Source organism: Streptomyces sp. NPDC096105, from assembly GCF_044763335.1.
In the GTDB taxonomy this organism is placed as follows: domain Bacteria; phylum Actinomycetota; class Actinomycetes; order Streptomycetales; family Streptomycetaceae; genus Streptomyces.
Map to the genome: position 1 here is coordinate 206582 of NZ_JBIWGC010000002.1, position 19121 is coordinate 225702.

At 69.6% G+C, this 19121-nt stretch carries 16 protein-coding genes, 1 tRNA gene and 1 pseudogene; 13 read left to right on the forward strand and 5 right to left on the reverse strand.

Going from position 1 to position 19121, the window contains the following annotated elements:
• Window positions 1-12: 12 nt before the first annotated feature.
• From yidC to rpmH, 4 genes are read right to left on the reverse strand one after another with little or no spacing between them, the layout of a single operon-like run.
• Window positions 13-1275 carry a membrane protein insertase YidC gene (yidC, locus tag ACIQ8B_RS03700; protein ID WP_290002368.1) on the reverse strand — a complete coding sequence of 421 codons (1263 nt, stop codon included), beginning with the start codon at window positions 1273-1275 and terminating at the stop codon, window positions 13-15.
• Window positions 1276-1278: 3 nt separating this feature from the next.
• Window positions 1279-1653: a membrane protein insertion efficiency factor YidD gene (gene yidD / locus ACIQ8B_RS03705; protein WP_290002371.1), complete on the reverse strand. Its 375-nt coding sequence runs from the start codon at window positions 1651-1653 to the stop codon at window positions 1279-1281.
• Window positions 1650-2021, reverse strand: a complete 372-nt coding sequence (rnpA, locus tag ACIQ8B_RS03710; RefSeq protein WP_106413390.1) for a ribonuclease P protein component — start codon at window positions 2019-2021, stop codon at window positions 1650-1652. Before rnpA ends, yidD begins: the two co-directional genes overlap by 4 nt.
• A 21-nt stretch (window positions 2022-2042) precedes the next feature.
• Window positions 2043-2180: a 50S ribosomal protein L34 gene (rpmH, locus tag ACIQ8B_RS03715; protein ID WP_003956500.1), complete on the reverse strand. Its 138-nt coding sequence runs from the start codon at window positions 2178-2180 to the stop codon at window positions 2043-2045.
• 375 nt (window positions 2181-2555) lie between these two features.
• Here rpmH and dnaA point away from each other — a divergent pair, with 375 nt between their 5' ends.
• The 11 genes and pseudogenes from dnaA (at window position 2556) to ACIQ8B_RS03770 (ending at window position 16405) form a co-directional block, all read left to right on the forward strand.
• The gene (gene dnaA, locus ACIQ8B_RS03720) at window positions 2556-4547 is read left to right on the forward strand and encodes a chromosomal replication initiator protein DnaA (protein WP_365416313.1); all 1992 of its coding nucleotides are present in this window, start codon (window positions 2556-2558) and stop codon (window positions 4545-4547) included.
• An 879-nt stretch (window positions 4548-5426) separates the two neighbouring features.
• Window positions 5427-6557: a DNA polymerase III subunit beta gene (gene dnaN, locus ACIQ8B_RS03725; RefSeq protein ID WP_106413388.1), complete on the forward strand. Its 1131-nt coding sequence runs from the start codon at window positions 5427-5429 to the stop codon at window positions 6555-6557.
• A gap of 142 nt (window positions 6558-6699) precedes the next feature.
• Window positions 6700-7575 carry a phosphogluconate dehydrogenase (NAD(+)-dependent, decarboxylating) gene (gene gnd, locus ACIQ8B_RS03730; protein WP_106413387.1) on the forward strand — a complete coding sequence of 292 codons (876 nt, stop codon included), beginning with the start codon at window positions 6700-6702 and terminating at the stop codon, window positions 7573-7575.
• Window positions 7576-7647: 72 nt separating this feature from the next.
• On the forward strand, window positions 7648-8769 hold the full coding sequence (gene recF, locus ACIQ8B_RS03735) for a DNA replication/repair protein RecF (protein WP_403545003.1): 1122 nt from the start codon (window positions 7648-7650) through the stop codon (window positions 8767-8769).
• Entirely contained in the window at window positions 8766-9308 is a 543-nt protein-coding gene (locus tag ACIQ8B_RS03740; RefSeq protein ID WP_106413385.1) for a DUF721 domain-containing protein, read from the forward strand. Before recF ends, ACIQ8B_RS03740 begins: the two co-directional genes overlap by 4 nt.
• 434 nt (window positions 9309-9742) lie before the next feature.
• Complete coding sequence (gene gyrB / locus ACIQ8B_RS03745; RefSeq protein WP_403545005.1) at window positions 9743-11800, forward strand: DNA topoisomerase (ATP-hydrolyzing) subunit B; 2058 nt, start codon at window positions 9743-9745, stop codon at window positions 11798-11800.
• A 42-nt stretch (window positions 11801-11842) separates the two neighbouring features.
• Window positions 11843-14440 carry a DNA gyrase subunit A gene (gyrA, locus tag ACIQ8B_RS03750; protein ID WP_403545007.1) on the forward strand — a complete coding sequence of 866 codons (2598 nt, stop codon included), beginning with the start codon at window positions 11843-11845 and terminating at the stop codon, window positions 14438-14440.
• Window positions 14441-14458: 18 nt separating this feature from the next.
• Complete coding sequence (locus tag ACIQ8B_RS03755) at window positions 14459-15205, forward strand: DUF3566 domain-containing protein (RefSeq protein WP_106413382.1); 747 nt, start codon at window positions 14459-14461, stop codon at window positions 15203-15205.
• A 121-nt stretch (window positions 15206-15326) separates the two neighbouring features.
• Window positions 15327-15400 (forward strand) — tRNA-Ile (locus ACIQ8B_RS03760).
• Window positions 15401-15484: 84 nt separating this feature from the next.
• On the forward strand, window positions 15485-15943 hold the full coding sequence (locus ACIQ8B_RS03765; RefSeq protein ID WP_403545009.1) for an ASCH domain-containing protein: 459 nt from the start codon (window positions 15485-15487) through the stop codon (window positions 15941-15943).
• Window positions 15944-16028: 85 nt separating this feature from the next.
• A pseudogene (locus ACIQ8B_RS03770) lies at window positions 16029-16405 on the forward strand (VOC family protein).
• Window positions 16406-16662: 257 nt separating this feature from the next.
• Here ACIQ8B_RS03770 and ACIQ8B_RS03775 read toward each other — a convergent pair.
• On the reverse strand, window positions 16663-17160 hold the full coding sequence (locus tag ACIQ8B_RS03775) for a DUF6344 domain-containing protein (RefSeq protein WP_403545011.1): 498 nt from the start codon (window positions 17158-17160) through the stop codon (window positions 16663-16665).
• A 338-nt stretch (window positions 17161-17498) separates the two neighbouring features.
• Between ACIQ8B_RS03775 and ACIQ8B_RS03780 the strand changes: the two genes are divergently transcribed.
• Entirely contained in the window at window positions 17499-17627 is a 129-nt protein-coding gene (locus ACIQ8B_RS03780) for a DLW-39 family protein (RefSeq protein ID WP_003999697.1), read from the forward strand.
• Between the two features lie 142 nt (window positions 17628-17769).
• Window positions 17770-19119: a hypothetical protein gene (locus tag ACIQ8B_RS03785; protein ID WP_290002402.1), complete on the forward strand. Its 1350-nt coding sequence runs from the start codon at window positions 17770-17772 to the stop codon at window positions 19117-19119.
• Window positions 19120-19121: the final 2 nt, after the last annotated feature.

Genomic DNA, 19121 nt, shown 5'->3' on the forward strand with positions numbered 1-19121 from the left:
ATGGACTCCTTCTTACTTCTTCGACGGGGACTTGGGCCGCTGCGGGCCCTTGCGCTGTCCGGACTGGGCCCTGCTGCGGGTGCCGTTGCCGGCGGGCTTGGCGTTGCCCTTCTTGGCAGCGGGCGTGGCGTCCTGCGGATCGTCGGCCTTGGTCAGCGAGGTGGGCTCACCCGCCGGCTTGGCCACGCCGGCCTGGCGCTTCGACTTGGGCTGCCGCTTGGGCTGCTGCCGCTTGGGGGCGACGGTGGTCGTCGTACCGTCCTCGGCCTGGGCGGCGGCGCTGCTCTCGCTCTTGATCACAGTGCCGTCGGCCTGGGCGGCGAGGCCGGCCTTGTTCAGGCCGTTGATGAACTTGCGCTCGTGCTCGTTGCGGTCCCGGCCCTTGGCGACGATGGCCTTGACGATGGCCCGCTGGCCGCGGCCCCGGGTCCCGCCGTGGGTGGTGACCTTCTTGTGGAGGCGCTCGAGGTAGGCGGCCTGAGCCTTGGAACCCGGGGTCGGGTTGTTGTGGATGACGTACATCTGCTGGCCCATGGTCCACACGTTGGTGGTCAGCCAGTAGACGAGGACACCGACCGGGAAGTTGATGCCGAAGACGGCGAAGATGACGGGGAAGACGTACATCAGCATCTTCTGCTGCTGCATGAACGGCGTCTTCACCGTGGTGTCGACGTTCTTCGTCATCAGCTGGCGCTGCGTGTAGAACTGCGACAGCGACATCAGGACGATCATGATCGCCGTGACGACACGTACATCGGTCAGCGACGAGTTCAGCGCCTCGACCTTGTCCGGGCTGTCCGTGAACTTCGCGGCGAGCGGGGCACCGAAGATGTGGGCCTTCTGCGCGCTCTCCAGCAGTCGCTCGTTGATCACGCCGATGGTGTCGTTCGACGCGATGCTGTTGAGCACGTGGTAGAGGGCGAAGAAGAACGGCGACTGCGCCAGGATGGGAAGACACGAGGAGAGCGGGTTGGTGCCCGTCTCCTTGTAGAGCTTCATCATCTCTTCGGACTGGCGCTGCTTGTCGTTCTTGTAGCGCTCCTGGATCTTCTTCATCTCCGGCTGGAGCGTCTGCATGGCACGCGTCGCCTTGATCTGCTTCACGAAGAGCGGGATCAGGCAGATGCGGATGAGAATCACCAGGGACACGATGGACAGGCCCCAGGCCCATCCTGTGTCAGGCCCGAAGAGGGAGCCGTACACGCTGTGGAACTGGACGATGACCCAGGAGACAGGTGTCGTGATGAAGCTGAAGAGGCTGGCAATCGTGTCCACTAATCATGCTCCTTGGGCATGGGACGAGGTCTCTGCGGCCGGGCCCGAGGGACTCGTAGGACTTGTGGGAGAAGCCTGCCCGTCGGTGGCCGGTTCGGCGGCGGAGGTCCCGCCCTTGCGTGCACGCCAGGCGTTGCGCAGCATTTCGTGCCACCGCGGACGCCTGCGCGGCGGGACATGGTCCACGCCGCCCAGCGACCACGGATTGCACCGCAGGATGCGCCAGGCCGTGAGTGCTGTTCCCTTGACGGCGCCGTGCCGGTCGATGGCCGTGTAGCCGTAGTGGGAGCACGACGGGTAGTACTTGCACACCGGGCCCAGCAGTGGACTGATCGTCCACTGGTAGAGCTTGATCAGGGCCAGCAGCGGGTACTTCATCGCGCGCCCCCTCCCAGCAGCCGCTGCAGAGCGGCGTCCAGGTCTCGGGCCAGCTGTGCGTGGTCGGCGTCGCCCGCGGCGGGCAGCGCTCGTACCACTACCAGGCTACCGGGGGGCAGCTGGTCGACTCGTTCGCGCATCAGATGGCGAAGCCTCCGCTTCACCTTGTTGCGCACCACCGATCCGCCCACGGCCTTGCTCACGACGAAACCCGCACGCGTCGGGGGAGCGCTCTCCCCAGGCGCATGCGGGTCCGTTGCACCGCTGTGAAGGTGGACGACGAGGCACTGGCGCCCGGCCCGGCGTCCTCGTCGTACCGCGGTCGCGAAGTCCTCGCGCCGCCTCAGCCGGTTCTCGGTGGGCAGCACGACGTCATGACCTGACCGGGATCAGGCGGACAGACGGGCGCGACCCTTGCTGCGGCGGGACGCGAGAATCGCGCGGCCGGCACGGGTGCGCATACGCAGCCGGAAGCCGTGGGTCTTGGCGCGACGACGGTTGTTCGGCTGGAAGGTGCGCTTGCTCACTCGGGGGCTCCAGAAAGAATCGGTGTTTGCGGGGTGCCGTCCTGGCTGTCACCGTGCGCCCACGAGTAGCTCGCGTTACGCCCGAGTGCACCGCTGACCGATCATCTTGCGCGATCTGTGCCCATCGGAGGCAGGCGGCAGCAGCCATCGACAACTCGACCTCGTTACGGTACGCGCGGCCGTGTCATTCGGTCAAACCGGTGGCTGCCGGGAGACACTTGTCCACAGCCTGGGGACAACAACTTGAACCGTACCGGTCGCGCTGACTACCGTGACGGGACCCCGATTCGTTCCCTTGACCCCCCACCACCCGATTTACATCCCGACCCGTCCCTCGCGTCACACGATCGAGGGACCTGTGAGAGAGCGTGCCCTGTGGCTGACGTACCTGCCGATCTTGCCGCAGTGTGGCCACGCGTACTGGAGCAACTGCTCGGCGAGGGCCGTGGACAAGGTGTCGAGAGCAAGGACGAGCACTGGATCCGGCGCTGCCAGCCGCTGGCCCTGGTCGCCGACACCGCCCTGCTCGCCGTGCCGAACGAGTTCGCCAAGGGCGTGCTCGAGGGCCGGCTGGCCCCGGTGGTCAGCGAGTCCCTGAGCCGCGAGTGCGGCCGCCCTATCCGCATCGCCATCACGGTCGACGAGACCGCCGGCGAGCCGCCCGCCACGCCCGCGCCCGCTCCCCGTCCACAGCCGCGCTACGAGGAGCCGGAGCTGCCCTCCGTCCACCCGGAGCGCCCGGACCACCGCGACCGGCAGGACCGCGAGCCGTACCAGGACCGCGAGCCGTACGAGGGGTACGGCGGATACGACCGTCGCCACGGCGACCAGCAGCAGGGCCGGCCGGACGACCGTCTGCCCTCCGCGCGGCCCGCCTACCCGTCGGAGTACCAGCGCCCCGAGCCCGGCTCCTGGCCGCGTCCCTCGCAGGACGACTACGGCTGGCAGCAGCAGCGGCTCGGCTTCCCCGACCGGGACCCGTACGCCTCGCCGTCGTCCCAGGACGCCTACGGCTCCCCGCAGCAGGACGCGTACGGCTCGCCGGATCCGTACGGCACGCAGGACGCGTACGGCTCGGACACCTACGGCGGTCCGTCCTCCCAGGACTACCGTCCCCAGCCTGTGGAGCGTCCGTCCTACGACCAGCGCTCCGACTACGACACGTCGCGCGGCGACTACGACCAGCGGGACGACCGGCGCCGCGACCTGCCCGAGCCGCCGCCCGGCTCGGGGCACGTCCACCGCGGCGGCCCGGTCGGCCCGAACCTGCCCACGACCGGCGCGCCCGGCCCTCTGGCGGCGCAGCCCGCCCCGGCGACGGGTCCCGGTGAGCCGACCGCGCGGCTGAACCCGAAGTACCTCTTCGACACGTTCGTCATCGGCGCGTCCAACCGCTTCGCGCACGCGGCCGCGGTGGCCGTCGCGGAGGCGCCGGCGAAGGCGTACAACCCCTTGTTCATCTACGGCGAGTCGGGCCTCGGCAAGACGCATCTGCTGCACGCGATCGGGCACTACGCGCGGAGCCTCTACCCGGGCACGCGCGTGCGGTACGTGAGCTCGGAGGAGTTCACCAACGAGTTCATCAACTCCATCCGCGACGGCAAGGGCGACAGCTTCCGCAAGCGCTACCGCGAGATGGACATCCTGCTCGTCGACGACATCCAGTTCCTGGCGGACAAGGAGTCGACGCAGGAGGAGTTCTTCCACACGTTCAACACGCTCCACAACGCCAACAAACAGATCGTGCTGTCCAGCGACCGGCCGCCCAAGCAGCTGGTGACGCTGGAGGACCGGCTGCGGAACCGTTTCGAGTGGGGTCTGATCACCGACGTCCAGCCGCCGGAACTGGAGACGCGCATCGCGATCCTGCGCAAGAAGGCGGTGCAGGAGCAGCTCAACGCCCCGCCGGAGGTGCTGGAGTTCATCGCCTCCCGGATCTCCCGCAACATCAGGGAGCTGGAGGGCGCGCTGATCCGGGTGACGGCCTTCGCGTCGCTCAACCGGCAGCCGGTGGACCTCGGGCTGACGGAGATCGTCCTCAAGGACCTGATGCCCGGGGGCGACGACTCGGCCCCGGAGATCACCTCGACGGCCATCATGAGCGCGACCGCCGACTACTTCGGCCTCACCGTCGAGGACCTGTGCGGCACCTCACGCGGGCGCGCGCTGGTGACCGCCCGGCAGATCGCCATGTACCTCTGCCGTGAGCTGACGGACCTGTCGCTGCCGAAGATCGGCGCGCTGTTCGGCGGGCGGGACCACACGACGGTGATGCACGCCGACCGGAAGATCCGCAATCTGATGGCCGAGCGGCGCTCCATCTACAACCAGGTCACCGAACTGACCAACCGCATCAAGGCCGGCTGACGGCCCACACGCAGCACGCGAGGGCGCCCCTGGAGAGATCCCGGGGCGCCCTTCTTCGTGTCCCGGCTCTCCGGCCGCGACGCTGAGGCGTACCGCGGTGTTCGATTTCCGCGGCGGGACACGGCCGTCCTCCACAGATTCGGTGACTTTTTCCCGTCCACACGCTGGGGATCGGAAAGTTGTCCCGACTCCGTCCACAGCCTCCTCCGGTGAGAAGCTGTCCGCGCAGGTCATCCGCCTGTGGATTCGTGGACGAAGGATCTCCACAGGCTGTGGACAACAAGATGCTCCACAGCCTGTGCATCGAGTTGTCCACGGGCTTCCCACAGGCTGTGGCCGGTTGTCCCCAGTGATCGGCCGCTTCTCCACATGACTGTCCACTGTTCGGCAACGCGACGCGGCTCATCACCGGACCGAGTGAAAGCCGTCACATCGGGCTGCCCAAGGGGGCTGTGGGAAAGAAGCGCAAACCTGGGGACGCGGCTGGGGAGAACTCGGCCTCCCCTGTGCACGGGATGTGCAGAACTTTCCGTTCTCCACAGCAAGGCCTGGTTGTCCACGGCTTCCGCCCACAGGACCCGTGGACAAAAAACCGGCGCTGAGCTGTGCAAACGAGGTTATCCACGGTATCCACAGGCCCTACTACTACTCCCGACCATAGAGAGCGAGGAAACCGTTTCGAAGGGGGTCCTGTGCACAACCGGCCGTCCGGCCCTCGCCCGCCCCTCGTCACGACTTGACCCGAGGGGCGCCTAGTGTCAGTGCGGTGCGTCAGACTGGACCCCGGTGTCCTTCCCCTCCCCGGGGCCGACGACACCGAGTCAGACGACGAAAGCCAGGCAGGGCGAGAAGCGCCGGCAACAGCAGGAGGCGGCAACAGTGAAGATCCGGGTGGAACGCGACGTACTCGCGGAGGCAGTGGCCTGGGCGGCTCGCAGCCTCCCGGCCCGTCCGCCGGCGCCTGTCCTCGCCGGCCTGCTGCTCAAGGCAGACGACGGCCAGCTGAGCCTGTCCAGCTTCGACTACGAGGTCTCCGCGCGCGTGTCGGTGGAGGCCGAGGTCGAGGAGGAGGGCACGGTCCTGGTCTCCGGCCGCCTGCTGGCCGACATCTCCCGCGCCCTGCCCAACCGCCCCGTGGAGATTTCCACAGACGGTGTACGGGCGACGGTGGTCTGCGGCTCCTCGCGGTTCACGCTCCACACACTGCCTGTGGAGGAGTACCCGGCCCTGCCGCAGATGCCGAACGCGACGGGCACGGTTCCCGGCGAGGTGTTCGCCTCCGCCGTGCAGCAGGTCGCCATCGCGGCCGGCCGCGACGACACCCTCCCCGTCCTCACCGGTGTGCGCATCGAGATCGAGGGCGACACGGTGACGCTCGCCTCCACCGACCGCTACCGCTTCGCGGTCCGCGAGTTCCTGTGGAAGCCGGAGAACCCGGAGGCCTCCGCGGTCGCCCTGGTGCCCGCCAAGACCCTGCTGGACACCGCCAAGGCGCTGACCAGCGGCGATCAGGTGACCCTGGCGCTGTCCGGCTCCGGCGCCGGCGAGGGTCTGATCGGCTTCGAAGGCGCGGGCCGGCGCACCACCACGCGCCTGCTGGAGGGGGACCTCCCGAAGTACCGCACGCTGTTCCCGACGGAGTTCAACAGCGTCGCCGTGATCGAGACCGCCCCCTTCGTGGAGGCCGTGAAGCGCGTGGCCCTGGTCGCCGAGCGCAACACCCCGGTGCGGCTGAGCTTCGAGCAGGGCGTGCTCATCCTGGAGGCCGGTTCCAGCGACGACGCACAGGCTGTGGAAAGGGTCGACGCCCAGCTCGAGGGCGACGACATCTCCATCGCCTTCAACCCGACGTTCCTGCTGGACGGCCTGAGCGCCATCGACTCCCCGGTGGCCCAGCTGTCGTTCACCACGTCCACCAAGCCGGCGCTGCTCAGCGGCCGCCCGGCGACGGACGCGGAGGCGGACGAGGCATACAAGTACCTGATCATGCCGGTGCGGCTCAGCGGCTGATCCACGGCCGCGGCGAAGCCGAAGGTGGGGACGGGCGTGTGAGCGCGTATGCCCACAGATGTGCGCGCGCGTCCGGGTTTAGGCTCGGACGCCGGTACGCAAGTGCCGTCACGTCCCGTCGCATACCTAAGGAACGCATCTGATGGAGCTCGGTCTCGTCGGCCTCGGCAAGATGGGCGGCAACATGCGCGAGCGGCTGCGCCGCGCAGGGCACACCGTCTTCGGTTACGACCGCAACCCGGACCTCGCCGACGTCCACAGCCTGCAGGAGCTTGTGGGCAAGCTCAGCGGCCCCCGCGTGGTGTGGGTGATGGTCCCGGCCGGCGAGGCGACCCAGTCCACCGTCGACGAGCTCGCCGAGCTGCTGGAGCCCGGCGACGTCGTGGTGGACGGCGGCAACTCCCGCTGGACCGACGACGAGAAGCACGCCGCGGAGCTGGCGGCCAAGGGCATCGGCTTCGTCGACTGCGGTGTCTCCGGCGGCGTCTGGGGCCTGGAGAACGGCTACGCGCTGATGTACGGCGGCTCCGAGGAGGACGTCGCCAAGGTGCAGCCGATATTCGACGCCCTCAAGCCGGAGGGCGACTTCGGCTCGGTGCACGCCGGCAAGGTCGGCGCGGGCCACTTCGCCAAGATGGTCCACAACGGCATCGAGTACGCCATGATGCAGGCCTACGCAGAGGGCTGGGAGCTGCTGGAGAAGGTCGATTCGGTGACCGACGTCCGGGAGGTGTTCCGCTCCTGGCAGGAGGGCACCGTCATCCGCTCCTGGCTGCTGGACCTGGCGGTCAACGCCCTCGACGAGGACGAGCACCTGGACGGGCTCCGGGGTTATGCACAGGACTCCGGTGAGGGACGCTGGACTGTGGAGGCCGCCATCGACAACGCGGTGCCGCTCCCGGCGATCACGGCCTCGCTGTTCGCGCGGTTTGCCTCGCGCCAGGAGGACTCGCCGCAGATGAAGATGATCGCGGCGCTGCGGAATCAGTTCGGCGGCCACGCGGTCGAGAAGAAGTAGTCCACAGGGACGTCCACTGTCCACAGGACCGCACGGCGGTCCACAACGCCGGAGGAGGTCGGTGGAACGACCATGCACGTCACGCATCTGTCGCTGGCCGACTTCCGCTCCTACCCCCGGGTCGAGGTTCCGCTCGACCCCGGGGTGACGGCCTTCGTCGGTCCCAACGGACAGGGCAAGACGAACCTCGTCGAGGCGGTCGGCTACCTCGCCACCCTCGGCAGCCACCGGGTGTCCTCCGACGCCCCGCTGGTGCGCATGGGAGCCGAGCGCGCGATCGTCCGGGCCCAGGTCCGGCAGGGCGAACGGCAGCAGCTGGTGGAGCTGGAGCTCAACCCGGGCCGCGCCAACCGCGCCCGCATCAACCGGTCCTCGCAGGTCAGGCCGCGTGACGTGCTGGGCATCGTGCGGACCGTGCTGTTCGCGCCCGAGGACCTGGCGCTGGTGAAGGGCGATCCGGGTGAGCGCCGGCGGTTCCTGGACGAGCTGATCACCGCGCGCTCCCCGCGCATGGCGGGCGTGCGCTCCGACTACGACCGGGTGCTCAAGCAGCGCAACACGCTGCTGAAGTCGGCGGCGCTGGCCCGTCGGCACGGCGGCCGCACCCTGGACCTCTCCACGCTCGACGTGTGGGACCAGCACCTCGCCCACGCGGGCGCCGAGCTCCTGGCGCGGCGCCTGGACCTGGTGACCGCGCTCCAGCCGCTCGCCGACAAGGCGTACGAGCAGCTCGCGCCCGGCGGCGGCCCGGTGGCACTGGAGTACAGGCCGTCCGCGCCGGGCGAGGCGCACACCCGTGAGGATCTCTTCGAGCAGCTGATGGCCGCGCTCGCGGAGTCCCGCAAGCAGGAGATCGAGCGCGGGGTCACCCTGGTCGGCCCGCACCGCGACGACCTGCTGCTCAAGCTGGGTCAGATGCCCGCCAAGGGCTACGCCTCGCACGGCGAGTCGTGGTCGTACGCGCTGGCGCTGCGTCTCGCCTCGTACGACCTGCTGCGGGCCGAGGGCAACGAGCCGGTGCTGGTGCTCGACGACGTCTTCGCGGAGCTGGACGCGCGCCGCCGGGAGCGGCTGGCCGAGCTGGTGGCCCCCGGTGAGCAGGTGCTGGTGACGGCCGCCGTCGAGGACGACGTGCCGCACGTGCTGGCGGGCGTGCGGTTCGCCGTGTCCGAGGGGACGGTGGAGCGCGCGTGAGCGGCCGGCAGCCGCCCGGCGGCGGTACCGGCAAGGACCCCGAGCCCTCGGGCGTCGACCTGGCGCGCGTGGCGTTGCGCGCGGCCCGGGAGGCGGCACGCGCGCGTGGGGACGCGGCGCAGCAGAAGAAGCAAGCACGGCGCGGCGGCCTGCGCTCCGGCGCGCGCACCGACCGGCGCGATCCGATGGCGCTGGGCGCGGCGATCAACCGGCTCCTCACCGAGCGCGGCTGGGAGGCTCCCGCGGCGGTCGGCGGCGTGATGGGGCGCTGGCCGGAGATCGTCGGCGAGGACGTCGCCAAGCACTGCGAACCCGAGCGCTACGACGAGGACGAGCGGGTGCTGGTCGTGCGCTGCGACTCCACGGCCTGGGCGACCAATCTGCGGCTGCTGGCGCCGACGCTGGTGGCCCGTCTCAACGACGACCTCGGGCACGGCACCGTGCGGCTGATCAAGGTGGTCGGCCCCACCGGCCCGGCCCGCCGTTACGGGCCGCTGCGCGCCCCGGGCAGCACCGGTCCCGGCGACACGTACGGGTGATCCGGGGGCTTTTCCCGCCTCTTCGCGCACACGTGAGAGACATCACATCAGGGCGTCCGAGCACCGCTTTCGCGGGCCGGAGCCCCGCGTCGCCGTACCCCCGCACGGGGGTACGAATCGCCACCTGACTCCTAAGTAGCCAAGGGTTGACGGCCGGAAGCGCTGAGTGCCCTCGTGGGGCCTCTGGAGCCCCCATCCGCATATCGGGAGTCGGACGAGGCCGGTTCAGGGCGGCACATGCGGACTCAGGTGCCCGCAAACCCCCATCGATGTCAGTGCTACCGGTAGACTGGAAGACAATCCCGCCCCGATCGTGGGGACCGCCCGGGAAGACGCTGAGCAACGCTGATCAAGGCTTACCAACGCAACATGCCGCAGCCGCTCCGGCAACCTGCCGACGAGCCTGGCTCGTGCTGTGCCAGAAAGGGCGCTTCGTGGCCGATTCCGGCAACCCCAACGAGAACATCCCGTCCACCGACACCGCCGCCGGCGACGCGGCAGGCTCCTCGACCGGAGACGCCGCGTCGTACGACGCGAGTGCCATCACCGTCCTCGAGGGCCTGGACGCGGTCCGCAAGCGACCCGGCATGTACATCGGGTCGACGGGCGAGCGGGGCCTGCACCACCTGGTGCAGGAGGTCGTCGACAACTCGGTCGACGAGGCGCTGGCCGGCCACGCGGACACCATCGACGTGACGATCCTGGACGACGGCGGCGTCCGCGTCGTCGACAACGGCCGTGGCATCCCCGTGGGCATCGTCCCCTCCGAGGGCAAGCCCGCCGTCGAGGTCGTCCTCACCGTGCTGCACGCGGGCGGCAAGTTCGGCGGCGGCGGTTACGCGGTCTCCGGCGGTCTGCACGGCGTGGGCGTGTCCGTGGTCAACGCGCTGTCGACGCGCGTCGCCGTCGAGGTGAAGACCGACGGGTACCGCTGGACGCAGGACTACAAGCTGGGTGTCCCCACCGCGCCGCTCCAGCGGCACGAGGCGACCGAGGAGACCGGCACGTCGGTCACCTTCTGGGCCGACGGCGACATCTTCGAGACCACGGACTACTCGTTCGAGACGCTCTCCCGGCGCTTCCAGGAGATGGCGTTCCTCAACAAGGGCCTGCGGATCAACCTCACCGACGAGCGCGAGTCGGCGAAGGCGACCGCCGGTGCGGACGAGGCGGGCGAGGACGAGAAGCACGAGGTCAAGAGCGTCTCGTACCACTACGAGGGCGGCATCGTCGACTTCGTGAAGTACCTCAACTCCCGCAAGGGAGAGGTGGTCCACCCCACCGTCATCGACCTCGAGGCGGAGGACAAGGAGCGGCACCTGTCGCTCGAGGTCGCCATGCAGTGGAACGGCGGCTACACGGAGGGCGTGTACTCCTTCGCCAACATCATCCACACCCACGAGGGCGGTACGCACGAGGAGGGCTTCCGTGCGGCGCTCACCTCGCTCATCAACAAGTACGCGCGCGACAAGAAGCTGCTGCGCGAGAAGGACGACAACCTCACCGGTGACGACATCCGCGAGGGCCTGACCGCGATCATCTCGGTCAAGCTGAGCGAGCCGCAGTTCGAGGGCCAGACCAAGACCAAGCTGGGCAACACCGAGGTGAAGACCTTCGTGCAGAAGGTCGTCTACGAGCACCTCGCCGACTGGCTGGACCGCAACCCCAACGAGGCCGCGGACATCGTCCGCAAGGGCATCGCGGCGGCCACCGCGCGCGTGGCGGCCCGCAAGGCGCGCGACCTGACGCGCCGCAAGGGCCTGCTGGAGACGGCGTCGCTGCCGGGCAAGCTGTCCGACTGCCAGTCGAACGACCCGACCAAGTGCGAGATCTTCATCGTCGAGGGTGACTCCGCCGGCGGCTCGGCCAAGTCCGGCCGCAACCCCGAGTACCAGGCGATCCTCCCGATCCGGGGCAAGATCCTCAACGTCGAGAAGGCGCGCATCGACCGGATCCTGCAGAACCAGGAGATCCAGGCGATGATCTCCGCGTTCGGCACCGGCGTGCACGAGGACTTCGACATCGAGAAGCTCCGCTATCACAAGATCATCCTGATGGCGGACGCCGACGTCGACGGCCAGCACATCAACACCCTGCTGCTGACGTTCCTGTTCCGCTTCATGCGGCCGCTGGTCGAGGCCGGGCACGTGTACCTCTCCCGTCCCCCGCTCTACAAGATCAAGTGGGGCAAGGACGACTTCGAGTACGCGTACTCCGACCGCGAGCGCGACGCGCTGATCGAGATGGGCCGCAACGCCGGCAAGCGCATTCGTGAGGACTCGGTGCAGCGCTTCAAGGGTCTCGGCGAGATGAACGCCGAGGAACTGCGCATCACCACGATGGACCAGGAGCACCGCGTCCTCGGCCAGGTCACCCTGGACGACGCCGCCCAGGCCGACGACCTGTTCTCCGTCCTGATGGGCGAGGACGTCGAGGCCCGCCGCGCCTTCATCCAGCGCAACGCCAAGGACGTCCGCTTCCTCGACATCTGAGTCGGTCTCAGCTGACCGCACCAGGAAGGACCTTCACCAGCAATGACCGACGAGAACACTCCCGTCACGCCCCTCGAGGACGTGGACGCCGCCGCGATGCGCGTCGAGCCCGTCGGGCTCGAGACGGAGATGCAGCGCTCGTACCTCGACTACGCGATGTCCGTCATCGTGTCGCGTGCGCTGCCCGACGTCCGTGACGGCCTCAAGCCCGTCCACCGCCGCGTGCTGTACGCCATGTACGACGGCGGCTACCGCCCCGAGCGCGGCTTCTACAAGTGCGCCCGCGTCGTCGGCGACGTCATGGGCAACTACCACCCGCACGGCGACTCCTCGATCTACGACGCGCTGGTCCGTCTCGCGCAGCCGTGGGCGATGCGGATGCCGCTGGTGGACTCCAACGGCAACTTCGGCTCCCCGGGCAACGACCCGGCGGCGGCGATGCGCTACACCGAGTGCAAGATGGCACCGCTGTCGATGGAGATGGTCCGGGACATCGACGAGGAGACCGTCGACTTCACGGACAACTACGACGGCCGCTCCCAGGAGCCGACCGTCCTTCCGGCCCGCTTCCCGAACCTGCTGATCAACGGCTCGGCCGGGATCGCGGTCGGCATGGCGACCAACATCCCGCCGCACAACCTGCGCGAGGTCGCCGCCGGCGCCCAGTGGTACCTGGAGAACCCCGAGGCGTCGCACGAGGAGCTGCTGGACGCGCTCATCGAGCGGATCAAGGGCCCCGACTTCCCGACCGGCGCCCTGGTGGTCGGACGCAAGGGCATCGAGGAGGCGTACCGCACGGGCCGCGGCTCGATCACCATGCGCGCGGTGATCGAGGTCGAGGAGATCCAGAACCGCCAGTGCCTGGTGGTCACGGAGCTGCCCTACCAGGTCAACCCGGACAACCTCGCGCAGAAGATCGCCGACCTGGTGAAGGACGGCAAGGTCGGCGGCATCGCGGACGTCCGCGACGAGACGTCGTCGCGGACCGGCCAGCGCCTGGTCATCGTCCTCAAGCGGGACGCGGTCGCCAAGGTCGTCCTGAACAACCTGTACAAGCACACCGACCTGCAGACCAACTTCGGCGCCAACATGCTGGCCCTGGTCGACGGCGTGCCGCGCACCCTCTCCCTGGACGCGTTCATCCGCCACTGGGTGACGCACCAGATCGAGGTCATCGTCCGCCGTACGCGCTTCCGGCTGCGCAAGGCGGAGGAGCGGGCGCACATCCTGCGCGGCCTGCTGAAGGCCCTGGACGCCATCGACGAGGTCATCGCGCTGATCCGGCGCAGTGACACCGTGGAGATCGCGCGCGGGGGCCTGACGGACCTCCTGGAGATCGACGACATCCAGGCCAACGCCATCCTCGAGATGCAGCTGCGCCGACTGGCCGCCCTGGAGCGCCAGAAGATCGTCCAGGAGCACGACGAACTCCAGGCGAAGATCAACGAGTACAGCGAGATCCTCGCCTCCCCGGTCCGCCAGCGCGGCATCGTCAGCCAGGAGCTGGCCGCGATCGTGGAGAAGTACGGCGACGACCGCAAGACGAAGCTGATCCCCTACGAGGGCGACATGTCCATCGAGGACCTGATCGCCGAGGAGGACATCGTCGTCACGGTCACGCGCGGCGGCTACATCAAGCGCACCAAGACCGACGACTACCGCGCGCAGAAGCGCGGCGGCAAGGGCGTGCGCGGCGCGAAGCTCAAGGAAGACGACATCGTCAACCACTTCTTCGTGTCCACCACGCACCACTGGCTGTTGTTCTTCACCAACAAGGGCCGCGTGTACCGCGTGAAGGCGTACGAGCTGCCCGACGCCGGCCGCGACGCGCGCGGACAGCACGTGGCGAACCTGCTGGCCTTCCAGCCGGACGAGACCATCGCCCAGATCCGCGCCATCCGCGACTACGAGGCGACGCCGTACCTGGTCCTGGCGACCAAGGCCGGCCTGGTGAAGAAGACCCCGCTCAAGGACTACGACTCCCCGCGGTCCGGCGGTGTCATCGCCATCAACCTGCGCGAGCAGGAGGACGGGACCGACGACGAACTGATCGGTGCCGAACTCGTTTCGGCCGAGGACGACCTGCTGCTGATCAGCAAGAAGGCGCAGTCGATCAGGTTCACGGCGACGGACGAAGCGCTGCGGCCCATGGGCCGCGCCACCTCGGGCGTCAAGGGCATGAGTTTCCGCGAAGGGGACGAGCTGCTCTCGATGAATGTCGTCCGACCCGGTACGTTCGTGTTCACTGCCACAGACGGCGGGTACGCGAAGCGGACCGCTGTCGACGAGTACCGTGTCCAGGGCCGTGGCGGCCTCGGCATCAAGGCTGCCAAGATCGTCGAGGACCGCGGCTCCCTCGTCGGCGCTCTGGTGGTCGAGGAGACCGACGAGATTCTCGCCATCACGTTGTCGGGTGGTGTGATTCGCACGCGAGTCAACGAGATCAGGGAAACCGGCCGTGACACCATGGGCGTCCAACTGATCAACTTGAGCAAGCGCGATGCCGTGGTCGGCATCGCCCGCAATGCCGAAGCAGGACGCGAGGCGGAGGAAGTCGACGGCGACGTGGCCGTGGACGACACCGCCGACGGGGACGCGACCACCGGTACGGACCAGGGTGAGGCGCCCTCGTCCGAGTAGCACGAGGAGTGAGTCAGCGTGAGCGGAGCCACGGGCGCCGGACCGGCCGGTACCAGTACGGGAACGGACGGCGGCGGCCGTGGCTCCGCCGCGCGGACGACAGATCCGCACACGACCAATCTCAAAGCGATCAAGGCGCCGGTCTCCGACGCCTCCTCGTCCACCAGGCAGGGATCCCAGGGGGGAACCGTGACGGACACCCGAGGCCCGCAGCAGGCCGCACCCGGGCAGGGTGCCGCCGCTCATGCGGCCTCACCGCTGCCGGGGGAACGGCAGCCGCAGCAGCAGGCGGGCCCGTACCACCCGCCGCAGGCCTACCCGGCCCAGACCGGCGAGGCCGCCGACCGCACCGGCTCGGTGCGCCGGCCCCGCACGGGGGCCAGCACCACCCCGCGCGTGCGCAAGGCGCGCCTGCGCGTGGCGAAGGCCGACCCGTGGTCGGTCATGAAGGTCAGCTTCCTGCTGTCGATCGCCCTCGGCATCTGCACGATCGTCGCGGCGGCGGTGCTGTGGATGGTCATGGACGCCATGGGCGTGTTCTCGACCGTCGGCGGCACGATCTCCGAGGCGACCGGCTCGGAGGGGTCGAACGGCTTCGACCTCCAGTCGTTCCTGTCGCTGCCCAACGTCCTGATGTTCACGACGGTCATCGCGGTCATCGACGTCATCCTCGCGACCGCGCTGGCGACCCTGGGCGCGTTCATCTACAACCTGTCGGCAGGTTTCGTGGGCGGCGTCGAGCTGACCCTGGCCGAGGACGAGTGACCAGCTCGGAGGGTGCGCCCGGGCCGCGCTGACGGCCCCCGGGGAACCGATTTTGGGACTGCCCCGGTCGTGCGCTAATCTTCAGGAGTCAGCGCGCGGGAGACACCCCGCAAGGCGCGGCGGGGCTATAGCTCAGTTGGTTAGAGCGCATCCCTGATAAGGATGAGGCCACAGGTTCAAATCCTGTTAGCCCCACCGACGAGAAGACCCCCGGTCCGATGGACCGGGGGTCTTCTCGTTATGGGCACCTGGCGTGGCGTGTCGCCTTACGGTGATCACATGACATCCGACTCCACGCTGTCGCCCGCGGACATCGCGTCCCTGCCCAGGGCGGAGTTCGCCTTTCCCGGCCCGCTGCGCGACCGGCTCGTCGCGGCTGTTCTCGACGGGTCCAAGACCGCCACGACGGGACTCGTCGCCGAGTACGAGCACGAGGGAGAGCCCCTGCCCGAGGTCGGGAGCCGTGCGGTGGTCGTCGACTCCGGGGACCGGCCGGTCGCGGTCATCGAGGTGACGGGCGTGTCCGTTGTCCCGTTGGCGCAGGTGGACCTCGCGCACGTGATGGCCGAGGGGGAGGGGCACGCCGACGTGGCCGAGTGGCGTGTGGGCCACGAGCGGTTCTGGAGCGGCGAGGCGATGCGTGCGGCTCTGAGCGACCAGGACTTCGTCGTGAACGATGCGACGCCGGTGGTGCTGGAACGGTTCCGCGTCGTCACCGACCTCCGCCCCGCCGGCTGAGGCGTCCTCCGCGGAAACCCTTCGCGTCGCGCGGAGCCGGGGGGACGGTCGCGGGCTTGCGCTTCCGAGCGGAAGGCGGGCCTTCATGGCGAGTCGGATCAGTGAACTGGTGCTGGAGTGCCGTGATCCCGAGCGGCTCGCGCGGTTCTGGTGCGAGGTGCTCGACTTCGTGGAGCTGGACCGCGACGGGGACGACATCGAGATCGGCCCCCGTGGAGGGTCCGGGGGCGCGTAGCCGAGGACCGTCCTCAGCCGGCAGGACCACCGCAGCCGGGCGGGACACGACTGCGCATCGACGTCGACGCCACCGACCGCGACCAGGGCGCCGAGCTGGAACGCCTGCTGGAGCTCGGGGCGCGGCCCGCGGACGTCGGGCAGACCGGCGAGGAGCCGTGGCACGTGCTCACGGACCCCGAGGGCAACGTGTTCTGCCTGCTGGGGAGGCGTCTCGGCCCGCTCTGAGGGCTTGTCGCGGGCCTGGAGTGCCAGACGTTCCGCCGGAGCCTCCCAGGGGCTCACGCCGCCGTGTGCGGGATCGCGCCCGGTGTGCGGGCGCGGAGTGTGCGGACATGACCGGACCCCGGTCGGAGGACGACCGGGGTCTCGCGATGTCTCGGCTCGTGTCGTGCCGTTGTGCTGTACGCGAGTTCGCCAGGACTCCGGGGAAGCAGCGACGGCACGAGGAGGGTCGGGTCGAAGCGGCAGTGGGGCGCGGGGCCTCAGCGCTGCAACGGGATACGGGCGGAGGCGGGTGCGGGGAGAGTGGACGCCGTGTGCTCGGCGCAGTGCGCGGGGACGAGTGCGGGATCCGGGCGTTCGGAGGCCCTGCCCTGTTCCGCGGTGGTGTTCTGTCCCGTGGCCCTGTCCTGTTCCGCGGTGGTGTCCTGCTCCGTGGCCCTGTCCTGTTCCGCGGCGGTGTCCTGCTCCGTGGCCGTGTCCGAGTGGGGCCGGTGCCGACAACCGGGGGACTTGCCGTGCGCCTCGGCGTGGATGCGCTGCTTCATCGTGGGGGGCAGTGCTCTGATCAGTGACCGGGACCACAGGAGAGCCGCCGACGCGGGCGCCTCCGTCGTGGGAGCGCTGTCGCTGTTGCGCGTCTTCTGGGTCTGGGGTACGGCCGCCGCGGCGGTCGTGGTGATGAGACCGAGCGCCGTGCACAGCGCGAGGAAGGCGGTGACGACGGCGTTCCACAGCTTCATGACCTTGCTCCTGGCCATGGCCCCTCACTTTCGGGTCGGGCGATTTGCGTACTTTCCTCATGATGTGTATGGGGGCCTCGAAGTGGTGGACCGACGCCCGTGCCGCGCGGATGTTCAGATGAACACCACTCGGATGGGCGCATGAAGGAAGAAAATCCCTGGATACGGGAGGAAACGGAGTGAAAACACCGTGCGTGCGGGTGCGATCACGCTCCGACCGGACCGCCCGTGCCGCGTCGATCCAGTTGCCTCCGACGGCAGTTGGAGGCGGCGACGCAGGTCACCGATCGATATCGACCGGTGTGTATAGTCGGGCGCCAGAGGTCCCCTACGTCAAGGAAAGACGAGGTCGCGCGGTGAAGAAGCTTCTCCTGGTCGCACTGGCCGCCATCGGCGGGCTCCTCGTGTACCGCCAGATCCAGGCGGATCGCGCCGAGCAGGATCTGTGGACGGAGGCGACTGACTCCGTGCCCACGGGTTCGTGAGTACCGACATACGACGCTGAACAGACCCCGGCCGCCTGTGCGGTCGGGGTTTTGTGCGGCCGGGGCCTTGTGGCCCGGCCTCGTCCCCGGTGCAGGATGGGCGGCGGCACGGTGCGAGGCCCGGCGGCGACGAGGGGGGCGCGTGAGGGGACGGCAGGGCACGGCGCGGAGGACGGCGGGGCGGAGCCGCTGGTACGTCGTCGCGGGACGTCCGGTGCTGGTGGCCGCGCTCGGACTGGGGACCGTCCTGACGGGACAACAGGCCCACGCCGCCGGCCAGGACACCGCCCGCGTCCCCGCCTACGCCTTCGCCGAGGACGCGCGCCGGATCGAGGGCGCAGGGAGCACCGCCGACGCCGTGGAGCTGGAGCCCGGCCGGACCTATCGCAGCACGCTCCCGCCCGACGGCAAGGTGTACTACCGCCTGGAGCTGGACGACACCAGCACCGTCCACGCCTCCGCCACGGCTGTCCCGCCGCCCGGTTCCGGCGTCTCCGTCGCCGACGGCGTCAAGGTGACGGTGGAGGACGCCGATGGCCGCTCCTGCGACGTGGACACGTCGACCTTCGGCGCGCCGGGCAGTCCCCACCCGGTCGCCGCGTGGGCCATGCGGGAGATCTCCCCCAGGAGAAGCCTCTGCGCCCGGGCCGGCACCTACTACGTGACCGTCGAGCGTGCCGCACCCGACGCGCGCGGCGCCTCCCCCGACCCCTGGGAGCTGGAGCTCAGCACGGTGTCGGAGCCCGGGACGGAGTCGGCGGACCGCACGACCGCGCCTGAGGTGTGGGACTCGGCCACGCCCGCACCCGTCCAGGGAACCGCCCGCCGCCGCCCGGGCGGCGCGGGGTTCGCGCAGGCCGCCCCGCTCGACGCGGGTGTGTGGCGGGACGACATACGGCCGGGCCAGACACTCTTCTACCAGGTGGCCGTCGACTGGGGCCGGCAGCTCCACGTCACCGCCGAGCTGGGCAGCTCGGGCACGGACACTCCCGGCTACAAGGCCTCCGCGCTCTCCCTGGACCTCTACAACCCGGTGCGGGGCCACGTCGAGGACCTGTCCGTCGGCTACGACGGCGGCCAGAAGTCCAAGGCGCTCAAGCCCCTGCCGCCGGTCGCGTACGAGAACCGGCACGCCTCCGGGCAGCTGGTCTCGGCGGTGCGGTTCGCCGGCGCCTACTACCTCGTCGCCCACCTCTCGCCGGAGGTCGCGGAGGACTTCGGCGACGGACCGGTGCCGCTGACGCTGCGCGTCCGGCTGGGCGGGGCGGCGCAGGACGGGCCGGACTACGCGGGCGGGCCCGTGCCGTCGGACGTCTTCTCGGTCACCGGCGGTGGGGGCGGGGCGGCCTCGGGCGGGAGCGGCACGGCGGGCGACGAGACCCTGTACCGGATGCTCGCGGCGGGCGGCATCGGCACCGGGAGCGCCCTGGTGGTGGGACTCGGGGTGTGGACGGTGGTGGCTCGGCGGCGGGCCGCGGTCTCCCCCGACTGATC

Coding starts and splice junctions, on each gene's coding strand:
- recF (WP_403545003.1), top strand. CDS start 7,648: ATGCACGTCACGCATCTGTCGCTGGCCGACTTCCGCTCCTACCCCCGG.
- gyrA (WP_403545007.1), top strand. CDS start 11,843: ATGACCGACGAGAACACTCCCGTCACGCCCCTCGAGGACGTGGACGCC.
- gnd (WP_106413387.1), top strand. CDS start 6,700: ATGGAGCTCGGTCTCGTCGGCCTCGGCAAGATGGGCGGCAACATGCGC.
- yidD (WP_290002371.1), bottom strand. CDS start 1,653: ATGAAGTACCCGCTGCTGGCCCTGATCAAGCTCTACCAGTGGACGATC.
- ACIQ8B_RS03775 (WP_403545011.1), bottom strand. CDS start 17,160: ATGGCCAGGAGCAAGGTCATGAAGCTGTGGAACGCCGTCGTCACCGCC.
- ACIQ8B_RS03765 (WP_403545009.1), top strand. CDS start 15,485: ATGACATCCGACTCCACGCTGTCGCCCGCGGACATCGCGTCCCTGCCC.